General features: G+C 59.8%; 21 protein-coding genes. 11 read left to right on the forward strand and 10 right to left on the reverse strand.

Features of this window, described 5'->3' with window-relative positions:
- Positions 1 to 425 precede the first annotated feature (425 nt).
- Positions 426 to 1,439 carry an EF-hand domain-containing protein gene (locus DDIC_RS04395; RefSeq protein ID WP_168732463.1) on the reverse strand — a complete coding sequence of 338 codons (1,014 nt, stop codon included), beginning with the start codon at positions 1,437 to 1,439 and terminating at the stop codon, positions 426 to 428.
- A 323-nt stretch (positions 1,440 to 1,762) separates the two neighbouring features.
- Positions 1,763 to 3,202, reverse strand: coding sequence for a histidine-type phosphatase (locus DDIC_RS04400; RefSeq protein WP_136399319.1), 1,440 nt, complete (start codon positions 3,200 to 3,202; stop codon positions 1,763 to 1,765).
- Between the two features lie 253 nt (positions 3,203 to 3,455).
- Between DDIC_RS04400 and DDIC_RS04405 the strand changes: the two genes are divergently transcribed.
- The 8 genes from DDIC_RS04405 (at position 3,456) to DDIC_RS04440 (ending at position 10,962) form a co-directional block, all read left to right on the forward strand.
- Complete coding sequence (locus tag DDIC_RS04405; protein ID WP_247647555.1) at positions 3,456 to 4,007, forward strand: N-acetyltransferase; 552 nt, start codon at positions 3,456 to 3,458, stop codon at positions 4,005 to 4,007.
- Positions 4,008 to 4,066: 59 nt separating this feature from the next.
- The gene (argF, locus tag DDIC_RS04410; RefSeq protein ID WP_136399320.1) at positions 4,067 to 5,089 is read left to right on the forward strand and encodes an ornithine carbamoyltransferase; all 1,023 of its coding nucleotides are present in this window, start codon (positions 4,067 to 4,069) and stop codon (positions 5,087 to 5,089) included.
- Positions 5,090 to 5,620: 531 nt separating this feature from the next.
- On the forward strand, positions 5,621 to 7,576 hold the full coding sequence (locus DDIC_RS04415) for an NADH-quinone oxidoreductase subunit 5 family protein (RefSeq protein WP_136399321.1): 1,956 nt from the start codon (positions 5,621 to 5,623) through the stop codon (positions 7,574 to 7,576).
- On the forward strand, positions 7,576 to 8,427 hold the full coding sequence (locus tag DDIC_RS04420) for a respiratory chain complex I subunit 1 family protein (protein ID WP_136399322.1): 852 nt from the start codon (positions 7,576 to 7,578) through the stop codon (positions 8,425 to 8,427). Before DDIC_RS04415 ends, DDIC_RS04420 begins: the two co-directional genes overlap by 1 nt.
- Before the next feature lie 12 nt (positions 8,428 to 8,439).
- Positions 8,440 to 9,000 carry an NADH-quinone oxidoreductase subunit B family protein gene (locus tag DDIC_RS04425; RefSeq protein ID WP_136399323.1) on the forward strand — a complete coding sequence of 187 codons (561 nt, stop codon included), beginning with the start codon at positions 8,440 to 8,442 and terminating at the stop codon, positions 8,998 to 9,000.
- 18 nt (positions 9,001 to 9,018) lie between these two features.
- Complete coding sequence (locus DDIC_RS04430; RefSeq protein WP_136399324.1) at positions 9,019 to 9,495, forward strand: NADH-quinone oxidoreductase subunit C; 477 nt, start codon at positions 9,019 to 9,021, stop codon at positions 9,493 to 9,495.
- Positions 9,492 to 10,574 carry a nickel-dependent hydrogenase large subunit gene (locus DDIC_RS04435; RefSeq protein WP_136399325.1) on the forward strand — a complete coding sequence of 361 codons (1,083 nt, stop codon included), beginning with the start codon at positions 9,492 to 9,494 and terminating at the stop codon, positions 10,572 to 10,574. The genes DDIC_RS04430 and DDIC_RS04435 overlap by 4 nt, the downstream gene beginning before the upstream one ends.
- Positions 10,575 to 10,578: 4 nt before the next feature.
- A complete protein-coding gene (locus tag DDIC_RS04440) occupies positions 10,579 to 10,962 on the forward strand; it encodes a 4Fe-4S binding protein (protein ID WP_136399326.1) in 384 nt (127 codons plus the stop codon).
- Between the two features lie 103 nt (positions 10,963 to 11,065).
- Here DDIC_RS04440 and DDIC_RS04445 read toward each other — a convergent pair whose 3' ends face one another.
- From DDIC_RS04445 to DDIC_RS04480, 8 genes are all read right to left on the reverse strand, one after another.
- A complete protein-coding gene (locus tag DDIC_RS04445; protein WP_168732464.1) occupies positions 11,066 to 11,554 on the reverse strand; it encodes a Fur family transcriptional regulator in 489 nt (162 codons plus the stop codon).
- Positions 11,532 to 12,170, reverse strand: a complete 639-nt coding sequence (locus DDIC_RS04450) for a DUF3299 domain-containing protein (protein WP_136399328.1) — start codon at positions 12,168 to 12,170, stop codon at positions 11,532 to 11,534. Before DDIC_RS04450 ends, DDIC_RS04445 begins: the two co-directional genes overlap by 23 nt.
- 13 nt (positions 12,171 to 12,183) lie before the next feature.
- Entirely contained in the window at positions 12,184 to 13,455 is a 1,272-nt protein-coding gene (locus DDIC_RS04455) for an ABC transporter permease (protein ID WP_136399329.1), read from the reverse strand.
- A gap of 4 nt (positions 13,456 to 13,459) precedes the next feature.
- Entirely contained in the window at positions 13,460 to 14,194 is a 735-nt protein-coding gene (locus DDIC_RS04460) for an ABC transporter ATP-binding protein (RefSeq protein WP_136399330.1), read from the reverse strand.
- 5 nt (positions 14,195 to 14,199) lie between these two features.
- On the reverse strand, positions 14,200 to 14,811 hold the full coding sequence (locus DDIC_RS04465; RefSeq protein WP_136399331.1) for a DUF2796 domain-containing protein: 612 nt from the start codon (positions 14,809 to 14,811) through the stop codon (positions 14,200 to 14,202).
- Between the two features lie 139 nt (positions 14,812 to 14,950).
- Positions 14,951 to 16,222, reverse strand: coding sequence for an MFS transporter (locus DDIC_RS04470; protein ID WP_136399332.1), 1,272 nt, complete (start codon positions 16,220 to 16,222; stop codon positions 14,951 to 14,953).
- Positions 16,223 to 16,299: 77 nt separating this feature from the next.
- Positions 16,300 to 18,864 carry a PEP/pyruvate-binding domain-containing protein gene (locus DDIC_RS04475; protein WP_136399333.1) on the reverse strand — a complete coding sequence of 855 codons (2,565 nt, stop codon included), beginning with the start codon at positions 18,862 to 18,864 and terminating at the stop codon, positions 16,300 to 16,302.
- Between the two features lie 143 nt (positions 18,865 to 19,007).
- On the reverse strand, positions 19,008 to 21,704 hold the full coding sequence (locus DDIC_RS04480) for a sigma 54-interacting transcriptional regulator (RefSeq protein ID WP_136399334.1): 2,697 nt from the start codon (positions 21,702 to 21,704) through the stop codon (positions 19,008 to 19,010).
- Positions 21,705 to 21,963: 259 nt separating this feature from the next.
- On the opposite strand from DDIC_RS04480, the gene DDIC_RS04485 reads away from it, so the two are divergent.
- From DDIC_RS04485 to DDIC_RS04495, 3 genes are read left to right on the forward strand one after another with little or no spacing between them, the layout of a single operon-like run.
- Entirely contained in the window at positions 21,964 to 22,266 is a 303-nt protein-coding gene (locus DDIC_RS04485; protein WP_136399335.1) for a DVU0150 family protein, read from the forward strand.
- 16 nt (positions 22,267 to 22,282) lie between these two features.
- A complete protein-coding gene (locus tag DDIC_RS04490) occupies positions 22,283 to 23,347 on the forward strand; it encodes a sulfite exporter TauE/SafE family protein (protein ID WP_136399336.1) in 1,065 nt (354 codons plus the stop codon).
- 13 nt (positions 23,348 to 23,360) lie between these two features.
- The gene (locus DDIC_RS04495) at positions 23,361 to 23,957 is read left to right on the forward strand and encodes a DUF4881 domain-containing protein (RefSeq protein WP_136399337.1); all 597 of its coding nucleotides are present in this window, start codon (positions 23,361 to 23,363) and stop codon (positions 23,955 to 23,957) included.
- Positions 23,958 to 23,962: the final 5 nt, after the last annotated feature.

Consider the following 23,962-nt stretch of genomic DNA (forward strand, 5'->3'; position numbering starts at 1 on the left):
TCGGCACTTTTTCGTATTTCTTTAGATCGATAATGTCAATATAATCACCCGAATTTCACAAGGGGTATAAATGCCACCAGGATTGTCCAGTTCATTTTCATAATCATGCAAAGTCAGCGTGTTGCAGTGTTGATTTGCCGAATCAGCACAAGATTTTTGTCTCTGCGCATGTGAAAATTATTCTTTCCGCACATGGCGTGAGGCCGTTTTTTTCGCAACTGGCGCGGCTTTTTGTGTGCCGCAGCGTCAGGGCATCACGTGGCAGGGCAACGCTGTGCAAAAAATGGTGATCTGCAATGGGTTGGGCGGCAGCGGGCTGGCGGAGGCGGCGGCGTATAAAAGCAACGCGGCCCGGTGCCTTACGCAGCCGGGCCATCGTTGGGGGGTATTGGCACGCCCCTCCCGCAAGAGGGGTATCGTCATGATCAGGCTACGGCTTCCACGCTCTGGGTGGAGGCAGTGGTCTGGCTTATGGTCTGATAGGTGCTGTTGGCCAGCGCGGAAAGAAAGCTGCGGGCCATGTCGGTACGGCTTGTGGACCCCTGGCCGGAACCCATGGCTTCGCGCTGTTTTTCGAGGGCGGCGGCCAACTCGTCGCTTGAAACGGAGCCGTCCTGGTTGGTGTCCATGGAGTCGAACGCCGACTGGTTAAGGCCGGTCTCACTGATGCTCAGGCCTTCGGTGCCGTCGCTGTCCAGGTCGGAGAACAGCTTGGAAGCCACGCCGGTCGAACCGTTCTGGCTGGACGAAGTCGCCTGCCCCTGCGGCGGAGGCGGGGGCATCTGCCCGTTCATGATGGACGAAAGCAGTGTTTTGGCGTCAGGTTCGTCGGACGAGCTTTGCGAGCTGGAATCGCCCTGCGACGCCTGAGCCGTGCTCTGCATGTTCTCACGCTGCTTCTTGAGCGCAGCGGCGAGCTCGTCGCTTGAAACGGAGCCGTCCTGATCGGTGTCCATGGCGTCGAACACCGACTGGCCGAGGCCCGTTTCGTCCATGCTCAGACCTCCGCTGCCGTCACTGTCCAGCGCGGAAAAGAGCTTGGACGCCAGACCCGCATGTTTGCGACCAGACTGGGATCCCTGCGCGCCGCCGGGCATTTGCCCGCTCATGATGGACGAAAGCAACCCCTGAGCGGCGGACAGCGTGGAGGATGAGTCTGTGGACGATGCATCCGTGGTCGCCGTACCTGTCGCCTGGCTCTGACCCAGCTGCATGTTGGTCAGCATGGCGTTGCGCTGGGTCTCGATGGCCTTTTGCAGCTCGGTCTGCGAAACGGATCCGTCGCCGTCTGTATCAATATTGTTGTAAAGATTGCTGCTCAGGCCAGTTTCTGCGAGGCTCAGCGCGCCGTCCCCGTCAGAATCAAGATCCCCAAAAAGTTTGCCTGCCAGATCGTCCTGAGCTTGCGTGCCGCTGGAACTCTTCATCTGCTCAAGCATCTTCTCCCAATATGATGAAGAAGATGATGATAACGCACTGACGCTCATAAATGTCTCCCAGTCCGTGAGGACATTGTCGGCAACGCCTGCAATCCCCTGTGGGCGCAGCCGAATACGGTAAGCGCACCTCCATGTGTCGCGTATCAGCCTGGGAAAAGAATTCCCATGCCAGATCATGCAAGAAATGTTCCTCAAGACATGAGGAAATTTGTGCCCTGTGCGGTGCAGGGCGCGGCGATGAGGGACAGCCTGGACGAGGTAGGGCAACAAAAAACGCCGCATCTCATGACGCGGCGTTTTGCAAAAAAACAGCGGGCTTGCGGCTAACGGGCCGCTGTTGGCGTGGCGGGGCCTTCCGGCTTTGCAACGGCGGCTGTGGCGTTGTCCGACTCTGCCTCGGCGCGCAGACGCAGGGGGGGGACTTCCTGCTGCGCCAGCGGGGCATTGCGCAGGGCATCGCCAACGCGTTTGGAAAAACTGTTAAGGCTGAAGCGGGCTTCGCCCACAACTGGCGGCGCGGTAACCTGGGCCGGGGCAGCCCTGTGCGTTCTGGCCGGGTCGGTGAGCTGGGGGGCGACAAGCCCGCCAGCTGGCTGTTTTTGCTCTTCAAACGGCGCGTGCAGGGCCTCTGGCGTCTGGGCAAAAAAACGTACGCGCACTTCCTTGTGGTCGCCCTGTTCCCACAGTTCAAACAGCAGGGCGGAGCCTGGCGGGGTCGCGTCGTCGGGGTAGCCGGGCACTTGCCAGTGCACGCCCAGCAGGGCTCCCACATTGGCAAGGTTTGTGTCGTGCCCCACAAAAACCACCAACGATGCGGCATTGCAGCGCTGGTCTCTGTGCGAGCCCTCAAGGGCCGCCATCATTTCCGAAAGCAGCGATGCTCCCTTGAGGCGGGCCACCACCGAAGCGCGGTTTACCGTATTGAACACGTTTGTGTGTATGGGCAGCACCTCGCGTACCACGCGTGCGTCCACCTGTCCCCAGCCTGCGGAGGCGTCGGGCCACTGGGCGTATTCCAGCAAAAACACCTCGGCCAGACCCGATGCCGTGGCAAGCGCGCCGGAGAGCCCCGCGCCGCTGCCGTCGGCCTCGACGCTCACGGAGTTGGGCAGGTCGGAAAGCCCACATGAGGGAGGCAGATTGTACCGGGAGCACATTTCGGGGGCCAGCGGGGCGCTCAGATGCTGCAGATGCGTCAGGGCTGCGGCGTTGTCTTCGTGCAGCCGGTCGAGATCGCCCCCCGCGTTGTCCATGATGCTGGCGGCAACCGAGGCTGGGTCAAAGTGCTGCACGCCCGCCTGCACAGGGTGAAAAAGAGGGTCGGGCGTCTGGCCCGAAACCGCATAGCTCAGGCTTCCGTCAGGGCAAAGGCCATCCACCAGAGCCTTGGCCGTCGCCTTGGTCCGCTGATCCACATCGGCGCGCACAAATACCTTGCCTGGCGGCGGACAGGCCGCATCGGGCAAAAGACCCAGATTGAGCATACTGCCGCGCATGTCTTCCCACATGGCGGTAACCAGCCGCGCCCCGCGCGGCGTAAGAAAGCCCCTCGGCACCGGCCACTGGGGCCAGTTGCGGGTGCTCCACTGCGAAAGCGTGGCGGCAGATTGGGTCGGTGCGCGTACCCCGTGGCGGGTAAGGGCCACGATCTTGGTCAGGCGGGGCTGCTCGGCCCCCTGTTGCGCCGCATGGCCCTGAGCGGGCAACTGGCACAACAGAGCGCAGGCAAGGCAGACAATAATGAACCGTTGTGCAGTGCGCATGCGTTCTCCTTAATGGAGCTATCATAGCTGCAAAGGCCCATGCGGGCAACGCCGTTTTGCTGGCAATGGAGGGTAAATGTGCTTGCGAGGGGCATTTTTTGCCCGCATTGAGGGCGTAACAGCTTGCGCAGCGCAAGGGTTGTTATTATGATTATTCTTTGCTTCAGAGTCTGGCGCTCTGCGGCAGGCCTGACTATTTCCGCTTCTGATCCCCCTGGCGGGATGCTGAAGCATAATCCAGATGCCGAGGCTAATGATGCCCATTGCAATTCCGCGCGTAGGCGTTGAAGAAAAGCCGCTTGTTCAGGATGTGCGGGTTGACAACCTGTCATCCCTGATCATACGTCCCGCCACGGTGCGCGACGTACACGGCATGTCGGCGCTCATAAACCACTACGCGTCTTCAAACGTGATGCTGGCGCGGGGGCCGCAGTATCTCTATCAGCATATTCAGGACTACATGGTCGCCACGGCCCCCTCGTCCGACGGCAGTCTGGATGTGGTGGTGGCCTGCGGCGCGGTGCATGTGCTGTGGGAAGATCTTGCGGAGATCCGTTCTGTGGCTGTTCACCCCGCGTGTCAGGCGCAGGGCTTTGGCAAAAAGCTGGTGGCCGCGCTGGTGGACAGATGCCGCAACCTCGGTCTGCCGAGAGTTTTTGCCTTTACGCTGGCCGCGCCGTTTTTTGCCCGTTGCGGTTTCAGCGAGTTCAACAGGGACGACATGCCCGCCATAGTGTGGGTTGAATGTAGTAAGTGCCCCAAGTTTTACTGCTGCGACGAAATTGGAATGATACTTGGTTTATAGTTTACATCCTGCGGCCATCCGCAGGGGTGCACACTGTCTGCAAAGGGTGGGAATGCGTCATGAGCAACAGACTGTATCAACGGGATTTTTTGAAAGAAACCGACTTCACGCCTGAAGAACTCACCTATCTGCTGGATCTGGCCGCCCAGCTCAAGCAGGCCAAAAAAACACGTCGCGAGCCAAAGTTTTTGGCCGATAAAAATATTGTCATCCTTTTTGAAAAGGATTCCACGCGTACCCGTTGCTCTTTTGAAGTCGCGGCTTATGACCAGGGCGCACGCGTCACCTATCTTGGCCCCTCGGGCTCGCAGATGGGCAAAAAGGAATCGCTGCCCGACACGGCTCGCGTTCTTGCCCGTTTTTATGACGGCATTGAATATCGCGGCTTTGAACAGACAAGGGTAGAGGCGCTGGCAAAACACGCCGACGTGCCGGTATGGAACGGGCTTACCAACGAGTGGCACCCCACGCAGTTTCTGGCCGACATGCTGACCATGCGCGAGTGCTGCAATAAGCCTTTAAACGGACAAACACTGGCATATCTTGGTGATGCGCGTTATAATATGGGCAACTCCCTGATGGTCGGGTCGGCCTTGCTGGGTATCGACTTCCGTTCTGTAGCGCCCAAGGCTCTGTGGACGTCGGACGAAATTTTTGCAATGGCGACCCGCATTGCCAAAAGCACCGGGGCGCGCATTACGCGTACTGAAAACGTGCACGAAGGCGTTAACGGCTGCGATTTTCTCTCTACCGATGTTTGGGTGTCCATGGGCGAGCCTGATGCTGTATGGAAAGAGCGCATAGAGTTGTTGACGCCGTACCGTGTGGACGCGGCAACCATGGAAATGACGGGCAATGCCGAATGCAAGTTTTTGCATTGTCTGCCCAGCTTCCATAACCGCGATACCGCAGTGGGCGAAGACATCTATCAGCGCTTCGGCATTGAATGCATGGAAGTGAGCGATGAAGTCTTTGAATCGCCCCGCAACATGGCTTTTGAAGAGGCGGAAAACCGCCTGCACACCATCAAGGCTGTCATGGTCGCCACCATGGCCGAAGCCCCACTGGTGTTCGACGCCTGAACCGTATCGCGCCCGGCGTGATGCGGGGGTAGTTGCCCCCGTTTGCGCTGTAGACGGCAATTTGTTGCAAGCGTCCCAGCCGCGCAACGCGCATTTTTTGCGCATGTGCGAGGCAGGGACGCTTGCTTTTTTTGCGCCCTGCGCTTTAATCTTTCGTCATTTGACCGCCTTTTTGTCGTATCTGCGCGTTTGGGGATGCGGTTTTTTTGGGGGGGGAAGGGCAGACAGCGGCGTTTGCGGTTTACGCCCGCAACGGGTGCAGAATTGCGCCGTCAGGGCAGATTTTGTACGACCCGATATTTTGGGACGTAAATCACGGGGATAAAATAAGAGTAATTAAGTATGTATTGTTCATCGAACAAACAGTGTGGCAATTTTTTTCAAATATGTTGACGCAAGAATGCGCATAGCTTAACTCTAAAAGAAAGAAAATGGACAAAGTATGTAAGGAGGTTTGTGATTTTTTTATGTTGTGAGGAAGTTATCTAGAGTGAAGTTTTTCACAACTCGCAATGTAGTGGGGCAATGAAGATGAGTACACTTGTTTTTTGCTGTGTAGCACTGCCGTTCATTATGGGGCTTGTGCTCTATTTCACGCAAAGCGGCAGCACGCGCAAACTGATAGTGCCTGCGGCGATTACGATCATGGCAGTGGCAGCCGTGACCCTGGGCGCTAACGGCGCTTTCAGACTTGAGGTCGGTTCTATCCTTGGTCTTTCGGCCGATACGGTGTTCAGCGTGCTGGATCTGCTGCTGCTGGTCTACATTCTGGGCATAGGCTGGAAACTGGGCAGCCGCCTGATTATGGGTATGACCCTGCTGCAGCTGGTAGGCTTGCTTTACCTTAAATTTGTGCTCCCCGGGCATGAAGTGCCCATCACCGCTTTTGTGGCGGACGGTCTTTCGCTTATCATGGTCATCATCATCACTGTGGTGGGCGGTCTTATTACAATTTACGGTATGGGCTATATGGACCTGCACGAGGAGCACCTGCACCTGCGTGTGTCGCGTCAGCCCCGGTTTTTTGCCATCATTTTCTGCTTCCTGGGAGCCATGAACGGCCTGGTGCTCTGCAACAACCTTTCCTGGATGTTTCTCTTCTGGGAAATTACAACCTTGTGCTCATTCATGCTCATAGGGCATGACCAGACAGACGAGTCAAAAGCCAACGCGCAACGCGCATTGTGGATGAACGTGCTGGGCGGTCTGGCCTTTGTGTCGGCCATGCTCTTTATCCAGAAGAGCCTCGGCACGCTTTCGACCGAGCTTGTGCTGCAAAAAATGACCTCGCTTGACGTAAAGAACACGGCCATTTTGCTGCCCTTTGCGTTTTTCTGTCTGGCGGCATTTACCAAGTCGGCGCAGGTTCCCTTCGAGAGCTGGCTGTGCGGGGCCATGGTCGCGCCTACGCCGGTCTCCGCGCTGCTGCACTCGGCTACCATGGTGAAAGCGGGAACCTACCTCCTGTTGCGCATGGCCCCCGCATTCGCGGGAACCACCATGTCGACCATCGTGGCCCTGTTTGGCGCTTTTACCTTTGTGGCCACCTGTATTCTTGCGGTCAGCCAGAGTAACGCCAAAAAAGTGCTGGCGTATTCAACCATCGCAAACCTCGGCCTCATCATCGCATGCGTGGGCATTAACACGGCGGCCTCAATGATGGCGGCGACAACCATCATCATTTACCACTCCGTGTCCAAGGGCCTGCTGTTCATGTGCGTGGGCGCCATTGAGCAGCGCATCGGCTCGCGCGATATCGAAGACATGCGCGGTCTGTACGGCAAGATGCCCCGCACGGCCATCATTACCGTGATCGGCATTTTTACCATGATGCTGCCGCCCTTTGGCATGCTGATCGGCAAGTGGATGGCCATCGAGGCTATTGCCCGCGCCACCCAGGCCATGACGCCCATCGTCTTTTTTGTGGCTTTGGGGTCTGCCTTTACGGTGCTGTTCTGGGCTCGCTGGGCCGGCGTGCTGGTTTCTTCTTCCAAGATGCACGAACACCCCACCTACGGGCATCCCAAGCCTTCGGTCATGTTTGCCCTGCGCTCGCTGTGCGGGCTTGCGGTGGTGTTTTCGTTCATCTCGCCCCTGGTGCTGAAGACCTTTGTTGAACCCTCGGTATCAGGCGTGTATGCTCGCTTTAACATGCAGACCGAAGGGTTTATCCCTGGTGCTACACTTACCGGGGCAGAAGGCTACGCGTGGATCTACTTCCTGTTCCTTCTGCTTGGTCTGGGCGTATGGTATGCGTGGCGCGTGGCCCGTCGGGTTCCCGAATCCTCCCATGCGCAGCCTTATTTTTCGGGGTTGACGGAGGTCAAGGACGGAGTGGTCGGCTTCAGGGGCCCCATGAATGTCTTTGAACCTGTGCGAGTGTCCAACTTCTATCTCAGCCAGTACTTTGGCGAGAGCAAGATTACGCGGGCCATCGATATCATTTCCACCGCATTCCTGGTCGTACTGGTAGGAGGTCTGCTGTAATGCTCACCATCTTCAGCGCAATCGGCGGGTTGATTCTGTCGCCCCTGGTGGGCGGGCTGCTTACCGGGTTTGATCGCCGCATCACGGCGAGGCTTCAGTCGCGTATTGGGCCGCCCCTGCTCCAGCCTTTTTACGACATCCTTAAACTGCTGGGCAAACAGCCTCTGGTAACCAATGCCTGGCTGGTGTTCAGCGCTTATGTAACGCTTATTTCATCGGCGCTCTCCCTGCTGCTCTTCTTTATGGGCGGGGACCTGCTGCTGCTGTTCTTTGTGCTCACCGTGGGCGCTGTGTTTCAGGTCGTGGGCGCGGTGTGCGTGCCCTCGCCCTACAGCAACGTGGGCGCGCAGCGCGAGCTGCTGCTCATGCTGGCCTACGAGCCCATTCTGATTCTGGTGTTTGTGGGCTTTGCCATGTGCACGGGGTCGTTTTCCATTGCTGCGGTGTTTCAGCTTGATCAGCCCCTGCTGCTCAGGATGCCGCTGCTCTTCCTGGCCCTGGGCTACGCACTGACCATCAAGCTGCGCAAGTCGCCCTTTGATATCGCTGCCAGCCACCACGGTCACCAGGAACTGGTGCGCGGCGTGCAGACCGAATACTCCGGCCCGTACCTTGCGCTTATTGAAATCGCCCACTGGCTTGACCTGGTGCTTATCCTTGGTCTGTGCGCCATGTTCTGGCACACCAGCGTTGTGGGAATGGCCGTTCTGGTGGGCGCCTCGCTGTTCACGGAAATTCTTATCGACAACATCACCGCCCGTTTGACCTGGCAGTGGATGGTGCAAAAGAAGTCCCTGTTGCTCGGCATGGGCCTGGCCCTGGTTAATCTTTTATGGCTGTACGTGGCGTAAGGAGGCCGGAATATGGGTTTCGTCGACAATATGATCAAGCGGAGTCGCCTGAAGTCTCCGTGGATAGTTCATTTTGACTGCGGTTCCTGCAACGGCTGCGACATCGAGGTGCTGGCCTGTCTGACGCCCATGTATGACGTAGAGCGTTTCGGGGTAGTCAACGCGGGCAACCCCAAGCACGCGGATGTGCTGCTGGTCACCGGCACGGTGAACCATCGCAACCAGCATGTGCTCAAGCAGATATACGAGCAGATGCCCTCGCCCAAGGCTGTGGTGTCCATAGGCGCATGCAACCTTTCCGGCGGCGTGTTCAAGGATACCTACAACGTGCTGAACGGTGCGTACAACATCATCCCTGTGGATGTGTTTGTACCCGGCTGCCCGCCCAAGCCCGAGGCCATCATTGATGGCGTGGTGCAGGCGCTTGGCGTGCTCAAGGCCAAAATGGGCCTTGGCCCCGTGCCCGAGCCCACCTTTATGCCGGGCGACGAGGACGGCACTCCCGACATGACGCCGCAGGCGGAGTCCGCGCCGGAAGAAGCCCCCGAAAAGCCACTGCAAAACGCGGGTTAACCCGGAAAGGATAGAGCCATGTTTTTTGAAGCCAAGGAAGTGACGCCGCAAACGCTGCTTTCAGAAGTGCAGCAGCTGGCCAACGCCAAATACCGTTTTGTGACCATGTCGCAGACCGTCATGGACGAAAATACGCTGCGGCTTTTCTACCATTTTGACGTAAACCTCACCATGTCCGATCTGCGCCACAACGCAGAGCTGTGCGTGTGGGAACCCACGGACGCAAAGGGTATGGTGCACCTGCGCATGGATGTGAACAAAAACGAGCGCATCCCCAGCATCACGCCCATTTACTTCTGCGCCGTGCTCGTCGAGAACGAAACGCAGGACCAGTTTGGCGTGCGCTTTGCGGATCTGCCCCTCGATTACGAGGGGGCCATGTACCTGGAGGGCGAGGTTACCCACGCGCCGTACTTTACCATGACCACGGTCAGGCGGCCCGCCGCCAAGGCCGAGGCCGCCAAGGATGACACGGCCAAAGGAGAGAAGGCATGAGCAACCGCACAACCGTGATTCCTTTCGGGCCGCAGCATCCGGTGCTGCCCGAACCGCTGCACATCAAGTTTGTGGTGGAAGACGAAACCGTGGTCGGCGCCGTGCCTCAGCTGGGCTTTGTGCACCGTGGGCTCGAAAGCCTTGTGCGCCTCAAGGACTATAATCAGATGGTCTTTGTGGTCGAGCGTATCTGCGGCATCTGCTCGTGCATCCATGCCAACTGCTACTGCAACACCATTGAAGACATGATGGGCATCACAGCACCGCCCCGCGCCCAGTTTCTGCGGGTGATCTGGTCCGAGCTGCACCGCATACATTCGCACATGCTGTGGCTTGGTCTCTTTGCCGATGCCTTTGGCTTTGAAAGCGTGTTCCAGCAGTTCTGGCGCATACGCGAGCATGTCATGGACATCTGCGAGGCTACGGCCGGCAACCGCGTCATCCTCTCGGTCAACGTTGTGGGCGGCGTGCGCCGCGACCTCAGCCCCGACCAGATACGCTGGATGCTTGGCCGCCTTGACGAGCTCGAAAAGGGCATGCGCGAGCTTACCCGTACCATGCTCGACGACTACACCGTGCAGGAGCGCACGCGCGGTATCGGATACCTGAGCAAGGAAGATGCCCGTCTGCTCGGCGCGGCCGGTCCCACACTGCGCGGCAGCGGCTGGGAGATCGACGAACGCATGCACGGTTACGCGGCCTACAAGGATCTCAACTTCATCCCTGTGGTTGAAAACGACGGCGACTGCTACGCCCGCTCCAAGGTACGCTTTTATGAAGTGCTGCACTCCATAGAGCTTATCCGCGAGGCCCTCAACCGCCTGCCCGAGAGCGAGCTGACCGTCAAGGTCACCGGCAACCCCGAGGGCGAATCGATCTTCCGGGTGGAGCAGCCGCGCGGCGAGCTGTTCTATTACATCCGGGCCAACGGCACCAAGAATCTGGAGCGCATGCGCGTGCGCACGCCCACCTTTGCCAACGTGCCGCCCCTGCTGCACATGCTGCCGGGCTGCAAACTGCCCGACGTGCCGGTTATCGTGCTGAGTATCGACCCGTGCATCTCCTGCACAGAGAGGTAGCCCCATGTATATGCTTCCAAACGTGCTGCGCAATCTTTCGGGCAAGCCAGCCACGCGGCTGTATCCTCTGGAAGAGCGCGAACCCTTCCCCGCTTATCGCGGCGTGTTCACCAACGAGGTTGAAAAATGCATATTCTGCAGTTCCTGCGCAAGAGTATGCCCCACTGACGCCATTACCGTGGACGCAAAAGCCGGAAAGTGGAACTACGATCCCTTTTTATGCGTGTACTGCTCCGCGTGCGTGGAAAAGTGCCCCACCAAGTGTCTGCACCAGGAGCCTGTGCACCGCAAGCCCTCTGTCAGCAAGTTTGTGGTGCACCGCACCGGAACCCCCCGCGTCAAAAAGGCCAAGGCCGAAGCCAAGGGCGGGGAAGGAACAGAAAAATAAAAGACAAAGGGCCTGAAAAGGCCCTTTGACTGTTGCTCCCACCCGTCACTTTGCCGGACGGGGAAGACGGCGCATACCTCTCAGCTGAGGGCATGCGCCGTCTTTATGTTTGTTGTTGCTGACCTGCGCTGGTCGCCGCGCAGCCGGGGCAGAGGCCCGTCAGTTCGACCGTATCGCCCTGCAGCTGAAAGCCGCGTTGCTGCATGGTGGAAAAAATGGTCTGGTAAAGGTCAGGGTCGTTTATCTCGCGGCTTTTGCGGCAGCCGGGGCAGACGAGCATAAAGACCGGATCGTGCGGCTTGTTGCAGGTCTCGGCGCAGGCCACAAAGGCATTGAGCGTTTCAACCCGGTGCACCAGACCCGCCTGCAGCAAAAACTCCAGCGACCGGTACACGCTCGCGGGCGTGAGGGCTTTAGGCGAGTTGTTGCGCAGGGCGTCAAGGATATCATAGGCCTTAACAGGCTGGCGGGTTTCAAGCAGGTATGAGAGCACCTGGCGGCGCAGCCGCGTGAGACGCAGGCCCCGGCTGGCGCAGAGCGCGTCAGCCGCGCAAGGGCGCGCAACACTGTCAGTTGGTTTCTTCTGCTGCATAGGGTTCGACCGCGTCGGCCTTGATGCGGTAGCCCGCATCGCCGATGTCGCTTTCTGATTTTTCTATTTCAAGCTTACCGTACACCATCACGGTATCCATCATCTGGATGCCCAGGGGCTTTTCCAGGGTTACGTAGATGATCTGGTTGGCTGGCGGCGGCGGTACATGAATGCACGCTCCAAAGTAGGGAACCAGCAAAAATTCGGACATCTGGTCGCCGCCAAGAAAATCCAGCGGCGCGACAAAACCTGCGATGCTCACCATCTTGCCGCCCAGTACCTTGTTGGCTGGCGCGTTGCTCCACAGGGTCTGAAATTCCTTCAAGGCTTTGTCGGCGCGCGGGTCGTCGTCGCTAAAACGGTCAAAATTGAACTTGTCAAAAACCTTGGCGGGGTTCCACGATGGCGGGATAAGCTTTTCCCATGTTATCTCGGTATACTTGCCACTTTTTTTTGCGGCGGCGGCCTTGGCGAGATCCTCGTGCGAGGGATGCCACCCTTCCGCCTTTTGGCGCGCGTAATCGTCAGTAAGCGCCAGGGCTGTCGTGCAGTGCCAGCAGCACAGCAGTACCGCGAGCATGCAGACCACGCGTATTGCGGCCGGAGTTGTCGTCATGGGCTATCCTTGTTTACGTAGAAGCATTAAGCCCGTCGGCCAGACTTATGCGGTAAGCGCGCCATGCGGGTATGAGCCCGGCCAGAAAGCCGGCGGCAAGTATGCCCGCCAGCAGCTGCCACTCCGCAGCGGTGGGGCAGGTAAGCGCAAGGCTGAGCCCGTAGACGGACGCCAGCATCGGGCTGAATACCAGCAGCAAGGCTGCCATAAAGGCTGCCCCGGTCAATGCGCCCGCCAGCACCAGCAGCAGGCTCTCCAGCGAGAGCAGGGCGACAATATCCCATGGGCTGGCCCCGGCCGCCCGCAAGACAGCCAGCTCGCGCCGTCGTTCGCCCAGCCCGGCAAGAATGGTCGCCACCAGCCCGGCCAGGCCAGCCGCTGTGACCAGCCATGATAGAACCCTCAGAGCGTTTTCGCCAGAGCGCAGCAGGGTCCACAGCTGATCAAGGGCAACGCCGGGCATTACGCCCATCAGGGCCTCCTGCTGGTCCGCGTTGATTTCACGCTGCGCGGCAAAGACGCGGGAACGGCTTTTTAACCCGACCAGCACAGCGGTGACGTTCTTGGGGGTAAGGTTGAACTTGGTTACCTGATCCGGGCGGACATGAAAACCCGGTACAGGCGCGCCGCCCTGCCAGTCGATGTGTATGGCCTCCATGGCGGCAAGGCTGATGTACAGCCCCCGGTCTACGGGCGTGCCGGTGTGCGCCAGTATGCCGCAGACCGTAAAGGGCTTGTCCGCGTGCTGCGCAAGCAGGGAATTGCCGTCGCCGTGACTGAGCACAATGCGGTTGCCGGGCTTGTAGTGCTCCCTTGCTGTGACCTCCGCCCCCAGCACCACGTCAAAGATGCCCTCAAAGGGCCTGCCCGCGGCAAACTGCAGGGATGCGTGGCGGCGGTACTGGTAGCGCGTAAAAAAATCAGTGGTGGTGGCCACCACGGCAAAGCCCTTGTGCGAATCGCCCAGCGATACGGGGATCGTCCAGGCCACGTCCTTGCGCTGGGCAATGCGTTGGGCGCTGTCCCAGCCCATGTTGTTCGACGCCTTGCCCATGTGGAAAACGGCATAGAGCAGCAGCTGCAGCTCGCTGCCGCGCGCGCCGACAATCAGGTCAGTGCCGGAAACGGACTGCATGAAATTTTCACGCACCTGGGTGCGGACGCGCTCCATGCCCAACAGCAGGGTGGTGGAAAGCGCGATGGAAAACACCACAAGGCACAGCGTGCCTCTGCGGTTCCAGGCGCTTGAGCACGCCAGACCCAGCAAAAAACGCCAACGCTTCATGCGGCTACTCCTCATGGCAGGGCATGTTGATTTGCGCCATGCTCGCGCGCCGTGCAAAGGCATCCGCAAGTGCCGTGTCGTGGCTGACAAAAAGCAGGCTCGACCCGGCGTCGGCGCATTCGCGCAGCAGCAGATGCATAAAGTCCGCCCGGCGGTCAGCGTCAAGGGCAGAGGTGGGCTCGTCGGCCATGATCAGGGGCGGTGCGCCCACCAGCGAGCGGGCGGCGGCAACCCTCTGCTGTTGTCCTACAGAAAGGCGGCCCACAGGGTTGCCCCACATGTCCGGGCCCAGACCAAGACGCTGCAGCAGGCGTTGCGCGGATTTTTCCGGGCTGCCGTCGCGTGCTGCCGCCCGCGCGGCCCGTGTGGACGAAAATCGGCAGGGCAGCAGCACGTTGTCCAGCATGCAAAGGTGCGGGATAAGGTTGAACTGCTGAAAGATCAGGCCCATGGCGTCGCCGCGAAAGGCGTCGCGCTTTGATCCGGGTAAACGGTCCACGCGCACGCCGTTTACGCTTACGCTTCCCGAGGCAGGCTGCAAAATGCCCGCAACCAGGCTGATCAGCGTGCTTTTGCCCCCGCCGCTGGGGCCGGAGAGAAAGAGCGTTTCTCCCTGCCCAAGACAGAAACTGGGGATACGCAAAATGGGCTGTTCTTGGCCGGGCCAGGAATAGACGACGTTTTCGAGCTCGATTGCCTGCCCAGCGCCGTCCGCGTCTGGCGACGCCGCTTTCGGCATGCCCCCTACCATGAGAGCTGGTGAGCCTGACCGGTCAGCTCGGCGGCGTGCTGTCCAGCGGGCGTCACAAGCTGCACGCGCAGTTCGTGCAGGGCGGGCCACTGGGCAAAAAGGCGCACGTCCATGCCGTGCAGCGCCTCTGGGTGAGCGCACTCAAAGGCAAACGAGGCGTCCAGATCAGCGTGCTCAGCGCTTTGCTCGTGCCCGTCGTGCTGGCCGTGTCCGTCTCCCGTTGCGGCGGCTGGTTGCGCACCCTTTGCGGCTGAGGTTTGCGGCTGCGGGCTTGCAACTGCCTGCAACAGGTCGGCGGGCAGGGCCTCGGATTCGAGCGTTACGCTTTTAAGCCTGCACTGGGCAGCGGCGGGGAAAACAAAAATATTCTCCGCCCGGTGAAGGTTCACAGCCATGTCCTGCACGGCCTGACGCTGTTCAGGGGTGGACGGGGCGTGCTCAAAAGACAGCGGGTTGGCGAGCGGGCTTTCAAGGTCAATATCCACAGTGGAACCGTCAACCGCCACGTTGAGCCGGGCCACGCCGTGCTCGTGCGCGCCATGGGCAAAGGCGGGGGCGGCTGTAAACAGAACGGCGCAGGCCGCCAGGACAAGTGCGTTTTTCATTATATCTCCCTTGGGCAATGAACTTCTTGCGAGATTGCTGAAGTCAGAATTGAAATGATATAATGTTGCATTTTTGTCAACGCACAAAGTTGCGCCAGCACGTCAGCAGCCGGAGGGGCTGGCATGCACACCCCCAATGCTATGCCTGATGCTGCCCCTGGTGCACGCCCAGGCGTTTCCAGCGGGCGACGCGCAACATGTCGGCCAGCATGCAAAGCCCGCAAAGAGCTATGGAAACCGCCGTGGCGGCAAAAACTCCGCGGTAGCCAAAGCCCTCGTACATGACAAGCCCTCCGATGATCGGGGCAAACATGCCGCTTGAGTCAAAGGTGGCCATCATGACGTTGGAATTGATGGAGCGGGTGCTGTTGGTGGAGCGGTCGTAAACCATGGCCGCCAGCAGGGGGTAGAGCAGCCCCAGGCCCAGCCCGTACAGCAGGGTCAGGGGAATAAAAGCCCACAGCGGACCCCAGGCCAGCCCCAGCATGCAGCACACAAGCAGTGCGCTGCACAGTATGGTGATCTTGTGGCGCGGCAGGGTATCAAGCCTGTTGCTGCCCAGCAGGCGCACAAATATGATGGTGAGCGTATAGGTGGTGAAAAACCAGGCGGGGTGCGCGCCGGTGATGGAGCAGAGGCCCTTCATAAAAAAGATAGCCAGTACGGTCATGATGCTGAAGGTCATGCAGCTCATGTACACAAAGAACAGACCGGAATGGCTGACCGCATGCCACAGCTCGCGTCCGGACAGGCCGCCCTCGGTCTCGTGCGGCATTTCGGGGGTACGCAGGCGGGGGGCCAGCGGTATGAGCATGAGCAGCGAGGGAATGCCCAGCAGGGCCGTGACGGCAAACAGGTGCGGCTCGCCGCCCAGCAGGGGCAGTATCTGCTCGCCCAGAGCGGGAATAATGGAGTAGGGCAGCAGCAGGGTAAGCGAAAAAAACGCAAACCCCCGTGCGCTCTGACCCCTGGGTATGCAGCTTACCAGCACGGCCACCGTGCAGCACGAAAAAATCGCCAGCGCGATGCCCTGCACCACGCGCAGCAGCAGGATAAGCCCGATGACATGGGGGCCGCCCACAAAGGGGTAGGCCAGCATGACGCCGCTTGAAACAACAATGGATGCGGCCATGGGCAACAGCTTGCCCCGCCGCAGCAGCGTCACGCTTGCCACCTGTCTGAAAATCAGAACCATGGTAAACATGGACGAGAGCAGGATTCCGCGCCAGTTGGGGCTGACGGAAAGACCTTCGAGCCATTGTTCAAAGCAGTAAAAAACGGCCACAAAGCTGTTGCACGACATGGTCATGCAAAACAGCAGAACAAAATCACGGCTAAAAAGCGTCTGCGGCGGTTCAGAAAAGGCATTGCCTTTTGCGACCTTGGCAGACGACGCGGTTGGCGACGGCATGGGGCCTCAATCGTGTTGCGCCGCGATGGCCCAAGCCGCCGTGCGGGGCCGGGCTCACCCCCGCAAAGGGCGTGCGGCTAATGATATTCGCCATTAAGAAATTTGGTGGCGTAGGCCTGTACAGCGGCGTCGTCCACCATAAGCATATCCATCTGGCGGGTCATTATCAGGAGTCGTCCCAATTGATCCAGGCGCGCGCACAGCTCATGCCTTGGATATTTTTGGTAACGTGCCCGCAGTCTATCACCCGTTATCTCCACGGTAAAGCCCAGCTCCTTGAGGATAAGCCCGATGCAGTGCACGCGCCGTACGCGCTGGGCGTTTGCCGCCGCGCCCCCGGCAAATTCAAAGCGTATGTAGTTTTTGCTCAGGGTCTCGCCGCACCAGCAGTCAAGGATGGCGTAGTGGTAGCCCACACGGGACGAGAAATTGAGGTAGCGGTCGGAGACAATGGCATAGCTGCGCTGACCAAAACGCGAGCAGCCCTCCTGGTTGCCGCCGATGGCTGTTTGCCCCATTACGGAAAGGAACCCGCGCATGTTTACCGGCCTTGGCCCACGGGCCTGCACGGCGGGGTTGAGCATGCCGTCGAGCACGCACTTGAGCGGCGCGCTCAACACGTCGCCGGGCGTAACCTGACGCGACTCGGGGTTGCGCAGTCCGCCGCCGAGGTCGATGACATAAAGATCGAGCGGTACGGTGCACGCCAGTTTGCTGGCAACCCCTGCGCAGTGGTCTGTCACCCGGTCGGATATCTGGAACATCTGCGTGTAGCTCAGCTCGTGCACATAGCGCATGATGTCGTGCAGCGAGGTGCAGTGGCGGGGGGTAAACGTTTCGGCGCGCGGATCCACAAGGTGCAGCGGCAAAATGTAGGGCGCTATGCGGCGCAAAAGCACCAGCGCCGGGCTGCTGGCTTTGGTCTGGGGCCGTACCAGGCGCAGGGGCAGCAACTCCTGTACCTCGCCGTCAAAAACCCTGCCCGACAGCGCATCCACGGTAACCACCTGCCCGTCGGCCAGAATGCTGGTTGCGCCCGGCAGATTCATGATGGTGGGCACGCCGAATTCGCGGCAGATAGACGCCATGTGTCCTGTGAGGCTGCCTGTTTCAGCTATGATGGCCGAGGCCCTGCGCATGGCCGCCATGGCGTTGGGCGACGAGTGGGCCAGCAGCATGACAGCGCCCTCGGGAAAGTGCGTCATGTCTTCACTCTCGCCCACATGCACAACGGGGCCGCAGCCCACGCCTCGCGCGGCCACATCGCCGCCTGAGATCAGGGGCCGCAGATGGCGCAGCGCCGGGGCGGAATGCTCTTCAGAGGCATTGTCCAGCCCCATGGGGCGGGTCTGCAGCAGCACGATCTGGTCGTCCTCGTCCACGGCCCATTCCATATCCTGCGGGTACTGATAGTGCCGTTCGAGCTCCATGACCATTTCGGCCAGTTTGCGCACCTGGTCGTCGCTGAGGCAGGGCACGTCGCGCAGGGCGTCGGGCACAGGCTCAAGCCGGTTGTCCACAAGGCCGCTCTTGGCGCGCACAAGGCGCAGGCGCATGGTTTTGTGGGCAATGGTGGCCATGGTGATTTTTTTTGTGGCGCGCGAGACAAGCCACTGGTCGGGAGTGCCCGATCCGTCCACCACCATTTCGCCCAGACCCCACAAACCGTTGATGACCGTGGCGTTGGAGCGCAGATCAACGGGGTGGCGCGAAAAGGCCACGCCTGCCGCCTTGGCCCGGACCATCTCAACGCAGCACAGGCCCATGCCCGTGGCGTCCAGGTCATATCCGTGTTCGGCGCGGTAGGCCAGCGCGCGTGGCGAAAACAGACTGGCAACGACCTTTTTAAAGGCGGGCAGCAGCTCCTGACGGGTGACGCCCAGGATGCTGCGGTACTGGCCCGCAAAAGACTGCACCCCGTCTTCGGCAATGGCGCTCGAGCGCAGGGCCACCACCACGTCCGCATCTTTGCCAAAGGCTGCGTCCCACTCTGCGGACAGGGCCCGCTCTACCTCTGCGGGGATGGGGGCCGCCAGCACCAGATTTTCTACCTGCTGCGAGATGTCGGCAATAAGCGAGGGCTTTTCGGGGTCAATGCATTTGAGCAGCGAGAAGAGGCTTTTGAACAACCCCGGCGTGCGCAGCAAAAAGAAGCTGCCTGCCCGGATGGTGATGGCAAAGCCGCGCGGCACAGGCATGGACAGCATATTGCGCAGCTCGCCCAGGTTGGCGTTTTTGCCGCCGACGCTGTAGGCCATGCTGGCGTCGACCTCTGAAAGCGGCAGGGTATACTGCGGCACGTCGCCGCGGGCAAGCTGATCGAGCTCGTGCTCGATACGCGAGGCAATGGAATGTACGGCGCTGCCAAGCGATATGTCGCACTGACCTGACATTTCGCTCAAGGTGGAGGCCATGCGCTCGCAGTGAACGATGGCCCTGCGGGCCTGCTTGCGCACTTCGCTGGTTTCCATGTGCCTGTCGCCGCGCAGGGTGGCGTCCAGCCCGGCCATTACTCCGGCAAGATCCGCATTGGCCTGCAGCAGATCCTTGAATGAGGCATAACGTTTGTTAAAGGTTTCCATCGCCGCTTCGCGGCTGACGCGCGGGGCAATGCCAAACAGTTTTTTGAGCAGTGATGCCATGCGGACATCCTTGGTTGCGGTTTGCCTTTAAACCATGAACCGATGGTGCTGTACGCAGGAGCCATGCCCGTCGCTTTGCACCCTTTGCCTGATTACTGACCAGCGCGGCCTCGCAGCCGCTCCATGGCAAAGGGCAGCGTTCGCTAGCGCCCCTTGCCAATGACCACGTAGCGTTGCGCCGGGCCTCGTCCCTCCTTGCGTACAAGCCCCTGCTGCACCAGTAGCTGCAGGTCGTACTGGGCGGTACGCATGGAAATATCCTTGCCCGCCAGCATCTGGTATTCCTGACGGCTAACACTGCCTGCGGCGGCAATGGCTGGCCATGCGTTCATGATGCGCCGGTTGAGCTTTTCCGCCGCTGCATGCCCGTTCAGCGATTCGTCCGGCTGCGCGGACGCGCCGGATTGCCGCGGGGCGTCTTGGCTTTGCCCCGGCAGGCTCCGGGCCTCCGCCAGCGGTTGCTCCGGCGCTGCAAGATTGCCCGTCAGCCCGTCGGGGTTGGCGGCATCTTCGGCGGGGGCGGCGGAGCAGAACCCCTGATCGCACGGGGCATCCTGCAAATTGCGCGATTCCTGCCCTGCAGCAGAGGGCGTTTCGCTTTGCGGAGCCTCGTTCTGACTTTGAACTGCGTGACCCAGCTGTATATCTTCTGCAAAAAGAATGCCGCCTTCGCAAAACGTCAGCGCCCGCGTAAGGGTGTTCTTGAGCTCGCGTACGTTGCCGGGCCAGTCGTATTCCATCAGTTTGGACATGGCCCCTTTGCTGATCTGGGGCAAGGTCGGGGGAACAGCGGCGGCGGTGGCTCCTGCCTCCGCCTTCAGCCGTGCTTTGGCCGCGAGCGCTTCTGACAGAAAATATACGGTAAGTGAAGGGATGTCCGACTTGCGGTCGCGCAACGGCGGGGTATTGATGGTGATAACCGCCAGCCGGTAATACAGGTCTTCGCGGAACGAGCCTTTTTGCGAATCATCGATCAGCGAGGCGTTGGTGGCGGCGATGATGCGCGTATCAAACGGAACGTCTTCATCGCTGCCAAGAGGCCGGATGCGGCGGGTGGAAAGCGCCCGCAGCAGGGCCTGCTGCACCTTGGGGGCCGCATTGCCCACCTCGTCCAGCATAAGCGTGCCGCCCTGCGCGGTGAGAAAGGCCCCCTTGCGCGGTGCTCGGGCCTCGGTAAACGCGCCCTTAACATGGCCAAAAAGCGTATCCATGAGCAGGTTTTCGTCCAGCGCGCCGCAATTGATGGTGATGAACGGCCCGGCGCCCCTGGCGCTGAGCCGGTGTATGGCCTCCGACACCAGTTCCTTGCCTGTGCCGGTTTCGCCCACGACCAGCACGTCGGCCAGCACCTGCGAGGCTTTGCGCACGTTGTCGCACAGGGCAAGCATGGCTGGCGACGTGCCGATAAGCCCGTTGGTGGGCAGATCTTCAGGGTGGGGCAGGTCTGGCGCGGGTTCACGTTGCGCAAGGGCGTCGTCCTCCGCTGCCCGCAGGCGCCGCAACTCGGAGGAATGGTGCAACCGCTCCAGCAGGGAATTGATGCCGAGCTTGAGGCGCTCCAGCTCGCGAGGCAGTTGCGGCAGGTCAAGACTGGTATTGTCCCCTATGGAGTTGCGGCGTTCCAGCTCTTCCGTAACGGCGTTGAGCGAGCGCCCTGTCTGGCGCGCAAGCCACCACAGGCTCAGACCAAGCAACAACAAACCGCCCGCAAATGCGCTGGAATATATGCCCATAAGCTGCAAGCCCGTGCGCGTGCTGGTAAAGCTGGTGTCCAGCACCGCCAGACCGCCCAATACCTCCCGATCGCCCTCGGCCATGGGCCGGAAGGTGATGGGCGCGTAGCTTACGCGCTCAACACGCATCTGGTTGTTGCTCCACAACGTCTGCTGCTGGTAGAGGGGCAGCTGCCCTGAGCGGCCCTCGTGCACGTCCGACACCATATCCCAGTAATTTACGTAGTCCGGAGCCGGGCGAAACGCCGTGGCAAAGCCGGGTCTGCCAAAGTCGCCAGTAAACCCGGCCCGCACGACGTCGGTGCCCAGGCTTTTTTGCAGCAGGTTTGCATCGGGTATTTCGGACTGAAAGAGCATCCAGCCGTAGCGGTCAAAAAACAGCGTGTGTATGCGGTCGGTTGGGGTCGTGGTGGCAATGGGGGCCTCGGGGGCGGAGTATTCTGAAATGATGTCGCGCAGCTCCCTCAGATCGAGCGACAGCATCAGGTGGCCAATAAAGCGGCCTGCATCATCATATACGGGCGTGGTGAAGCGCAGCACCTGCAGGGTGATGCTGCGCGTGCCGCCGTTGACGGGAACCATGGGGTACGTCGTTTCCAGCGGCTGCGCCAGGCTTACATAGCCCAGACGCATGTCGCCCGAGCCGGTGTGGAATGGGCTGGATGCGCTGGCCAGCGCCTGCTGCATGGGCACGTTGACCACTTCATTGCCTGTGTTGATCAGCAGGTAGCGGCTTTCCGGCACGGGGCTTTCAAAGGCGACTTCTCGATAACGTACGCCCTCCGCCCGTGCCCTGTATCTGAGCCGGTTGAGCATGTCTTCCTGGTTCATGGAACCAGCCGCGAGTATCAGCAGCTCGTTGCGCGTTTCTTCCAGGATTTTCTCAAGCGCAAGGCACATGGCTTGTGATTGGAGTTGCGCATTGCGTGCAATTGCACGATCGAGAATGGACTCGATATTGCTGCCGGTGACGGCAAAAATAATCAGCAATACCAGCGCCAGAAGCGGCAGGCCAAGCATGAGCATGCGGCTTGCCAGGCTGCGGTTCATAAAGAACGCAGCGAATTCCAGCGAGTTGCCCTGGGGAAGTGTTCTGTATAAACGCATAGTGCTCCCCTATTTGCGCAAAAAAGCGCAATCTTGAGGACGAGTATAAAAAACAATGCCGGTTGAGACAAGAATTTTCGCGCAAAAATGGCAGATATTCCGCAATTACCGGCAAAAATTATGCAATGGCACGAGCATTGCTACTAATTTCACATTCGAGGCAACGAGGCGATGCCCAAGCCGTCTGGCTGGGGTCGCAAGTGGATGAAAGGCAAGTTGCGGAAGCAGTGGGAAGTCAAATCTTGACGTGGAGGATGTTATGAAAAAGATGCAGAGGCTCTGGACATGGCTTGTCGGGTGCGCGCTAATGATTGCGGCCTTGCCATGTGTTGCGCTTGCAGCGGGCGGCAAGGCAGCCAACGTGGTTGTTGTGGCCGATACGCGCAAGCTTGACGGCATATTGTATTGGTGGGCTGAGATGTATAATGAAAGTCATTTCTTTTTTGCCATTCTGACCATGGCCATCATTCCGGTTACAGGCTGCATATTGGGTTGGCTGGCAGATATCGTCATGACGCACATGGGCATCGACCTCAGGCACCGCGAAATCTCCGAGAAGTAGTCGGAAGGAGGCAAGTATGGACTGGATGTATCTTTTGATGCCCATCTCCGGCGTTTACATTTTCTGGCCGGGCCTTGTCATTCTCGGCTTGGGCGTGGGCATTATCGGTGGTTTTTTTGGTATGGGCGGCGCTTGGATGGTCACCCCCGGTCTGAACATCCTCGGTTTCCCCATGGCCTTTGCCATTGGCACCGACGTGGCGCAGATGGCGGGTAAATCGCTTATCTCCACCATGCGGCATGGCAAGTTTGGCAACGTGGACTACGGCTTGGGCCTGACCATGCTGGTCGGCACCATCGTGGGCGTGGAAATTGGCGCGCAGATGGTTATGTGGCTTGAACGCCTCGGCTCGGTCGACAAGGTCGTGCGCTGGCTGTACGTTGTTCTGCTCGTGTTGCTGGCCTGGCTTGTATTTCACGACATCGCCGCGCGCCGCAGAAAGGAACGTGAAGCCAAGGCGCAGCACCGTGAGCTTGACAGCACGGCCACCGGCGTTGACTGGGCCACCCGCCTGCACGCCATCAAGATCCCGCCTGTCGTCCATTTTACGCATGCCAACATCACCTGCTCCGCGTGGCTGCCCATCATCGTCAGCTTCTTCACCGGCTGGCTGGCTGGCATCCTCGGCATCGGCGGCGGTCTTATCCGCATGCCCGCCCTGGTGTATCTTGTGGGCTGCCCCACCCATCTGGCGGTGGGTACGGACCTCTTTGAAGTCGCCATCTCCGGCCTCTACGGCGCGGCTTCGTACGCATACAAGGGCCGCGTGGAACTGCTTGCCGCCCTCGTCATGCTGTGCGGCGCAGCCGTCGGCGCGCAGATCGGCGTTGTGGCCACCAAGTATGTAAAGGGTTACGGTATCCGCTTTGTGTTCGGTCTGGCCGTTGTGGGCTGTCTTATTTCGGTTCTGTGCAAGCTGCTCCAAGCTGAATTCCCGGCATGGGGCTGGCTGCTCGGACCGGCTGCTACCGTTGACGTGCTCGGTTTTGTGACGGCTATCTCCCTTTACATAACCGTCAAGATGGTGCAGGGCGCCAAGGCGGAAATTGCCGCCAAGAAGAACCAGCCCGCGGCCAACTAAGAGGAGGCACGCCATGAAAATTCGTAACCTAATGCTTATGCTGGCGATGGCCTTCTCGGTCGCAATGCTCACCGGCTGCAACTTTGACGGGGGCGTGGAACAGGGCCGCTGCGTGGCCTATGACGCCAACGCCCAAACCCTCACCATCGTGGTGGACGTGACGCACGACCAGTTTAACCCGCACTACAGCGGCGGCACGCATACCTTCAAGCTGCCTGTGGAATCCAAGGACATGGGGCCGGTACCCGCCGTCGGCGGCCGCCTGATGATCGACACCGCCAAGAACACCGTGCTGGTGTATGACCAAAAGACCAGCAGCGTGCGTGAAGTGTCCGTGCAGTTTACCGATGTGGAAAAGAACGTGGGCTCCGACCATCCCAAGGTCAAGGGCAAGACCTTCCCCGTCATCGACAAGGAACAGCAGACCGTGACCGTGTACTCTGGCCGCCAGAAGTCGCTGCTCACTTTCAAGATTCCTGCCGACGCACAAGACCTGCCCGCGTATGTGTGGACTGCTGGCGACGAAATGCGCATCGCCTTCAGAAATGCTGAAAAGACTCAGGCCATACGCGTCATGAACGTGACCAAGACCAACATCTTCAAGAAGTAAACCCC

The organism is Desulfovibrio desulfuricans, assembly GCF_004801255.1.
In the GTDB taxonomy this organism is placed as follows: domain Bacteria; phylum Desulfobacterota; class Desulfovibrionia; order Desulfovibrionales; family Desulfovibrionaceae; genus Desulfovibrio; species Desulfovibrio desulfuricans_C.

What these genes read in the sequence shown, in the direction of transcription:
- DDIC_RS04395 (WP_168732463.1), bottom strand. Translation starts at nt 1,439, where the DNA reads ATGCTTGAGCAGATGAAGAGTTCCAGCGGCACGCAAGCTCAGGACGAT.
- DDIC_RS04400 (WP_136399319.1), bottom strand. Translation starts at nt 3,202, where the DNA reads ATGCGCACTGCACAACGGTTCATTATTGTCTGCCTTGCCTGCGCTCTG.
- DDIC_RS04405 (WP_247647555.1), top strand. Translation starts at nt 3,456, where the DNA reads ATGATGCCCATTGCAATTCCGCGCGTAGGCGTTGAAGAAAAGCCGCTT.
- argF (WP_136399320.1), top strand. Translation starts at nt 4,067, where the DNA reads ATGAGCAACAGACTGTATCAACGGGATTTTTTGAAAGAAACCGACTTC.
- DDIC_RS04415 (WP_136399321.1), top strand. Translation starts at nt 5,621, where the DNA reads ATGAGTACACTTGTTTTTTGCTGTGTAGCACTGCCGTTCATTATGGGG.
- DDIC_RS04420 (WP_136399322.1), top strand. Translation starts at nt 7,576, where the DNA reads ATGCTCACCATCTTCAGCGCAATCGGCGGGTTGATTCTGTCGCCCCTG.
- DDIC_RS04425 (WP_136399323.1), top strand. Translation starts at nt 8,440, where the DNA reads ATGGGTTTCGTCGACAATATGATCAAGCGGAGTCGCCTGAAGTCTCCG.
- DDIC_RS04430 (WP_136399324.1), top strand. Translation starts at nt 9,019, where the DNA reads ATGTTTTTTGAAGCCAAGGAAGTGACGCCGCAAACGCTGCTTTCAGAA.
- DDIC_RS04435 (WP_136399325.1), top strand. Translation starts at nt 9,492, where the DNA reads ATGAGCAACCGCACAACCGTGATTCCTTTCGGGCCGCAGCATCCGGTG.
- DDIC_RS04440 (WP_136399326.1), top strand. Translation starts at nt 10,579, where the DNA reads ATGTATATGCTTCCAAACGTGCTGCGCAATCTTTCGGGCAAGCCAGCC.
- DDIC_RS04445 (WP_168732464.1), bottom strand. Translation starts at nt 11,554, where the DNA reads ATGCAGCAGAAGAAACCAACTGACAGTGTTGCGCGCCCTTGCGCGGCT.
- DDIC_RS04450 (WP_136399328.1), bottom strand. Translation starts at nt 12,170, where the DNA reads ATGACGACAACTCCGGCCGCAATACGCGTGGTCTGCATGCTCGCGGTA.
- DDIC_RS04455 (WP_136399329.1), bottom strand. Translation starts at nt 13,455, where the DNA reads ATGAAGCGTTGGCGTTTTTTGCTGGGTCTGGCGTGCTCAAGCGCCTGG.
- DDIC_RS04460 (WP_136399330.1), bottom strand. Translation starts at nt 14,194, where the DNA reads ATGCCGAAAGCGGCGTCGCCAGACGCGGACGGCGCTGGGCAGGCAATC.
- DDIC_RS04465 (WP_136399331.1), bottom strand. Translation starts at nt 14,811, where the DNA reads ATGAAAAACGCACTTGTCCTGGCGGCCTGCGCCGTTCTGTTTACAGCC.
- DDIC_RS04470 (WP_136399332.1), bottom strand. Translation starts at nt 16,222, where the DNA reads ATGCCGTCGCCAACCGCGTCGTCTGCCAAGGTCGCAAAAGGCAATGCC.
- DDIC_RS04475 (WP_136399333.1), bottom strand. Translation starts at nt 18,864, where the DNA reads ATGGCATCACTGCTCAAAAAACTGTTTGGCATTGCCCCGCGCGTCAGC.
- DDIC_RS04480 (WP_136399334.1), bottom strand. Translation starts at nt 21,704, where the DNA reads ATGCGTTTATACAGAACACTTCCCCAGGGCAACTCGCTGGAATTCGCT.
- DDIC_RS04485 (WP_136399335.1), top strand. Translation starts at nt 21,964, where the DNA reads ATGAAAAAGATGCAGAGGCTCTGGACATGGCTTGTCGGGTGCGCGCTA.
- DDIC_RS04490 (WP_136399336.1), top strand. Translation starts at nt 22,283, where the DNA reads ATGGACTGGATGTATCTTTTGATGCCCATCTCCGGCGTTTACATTTTC.
- DDIC_RS04495 (WP_136399337.1), top strand. Translation starts at nt 23,361, where the DNA reads ATGAAAATTCGTAACCTAATGCTTATGCTGGCGATGGCCTTCTCGGTC.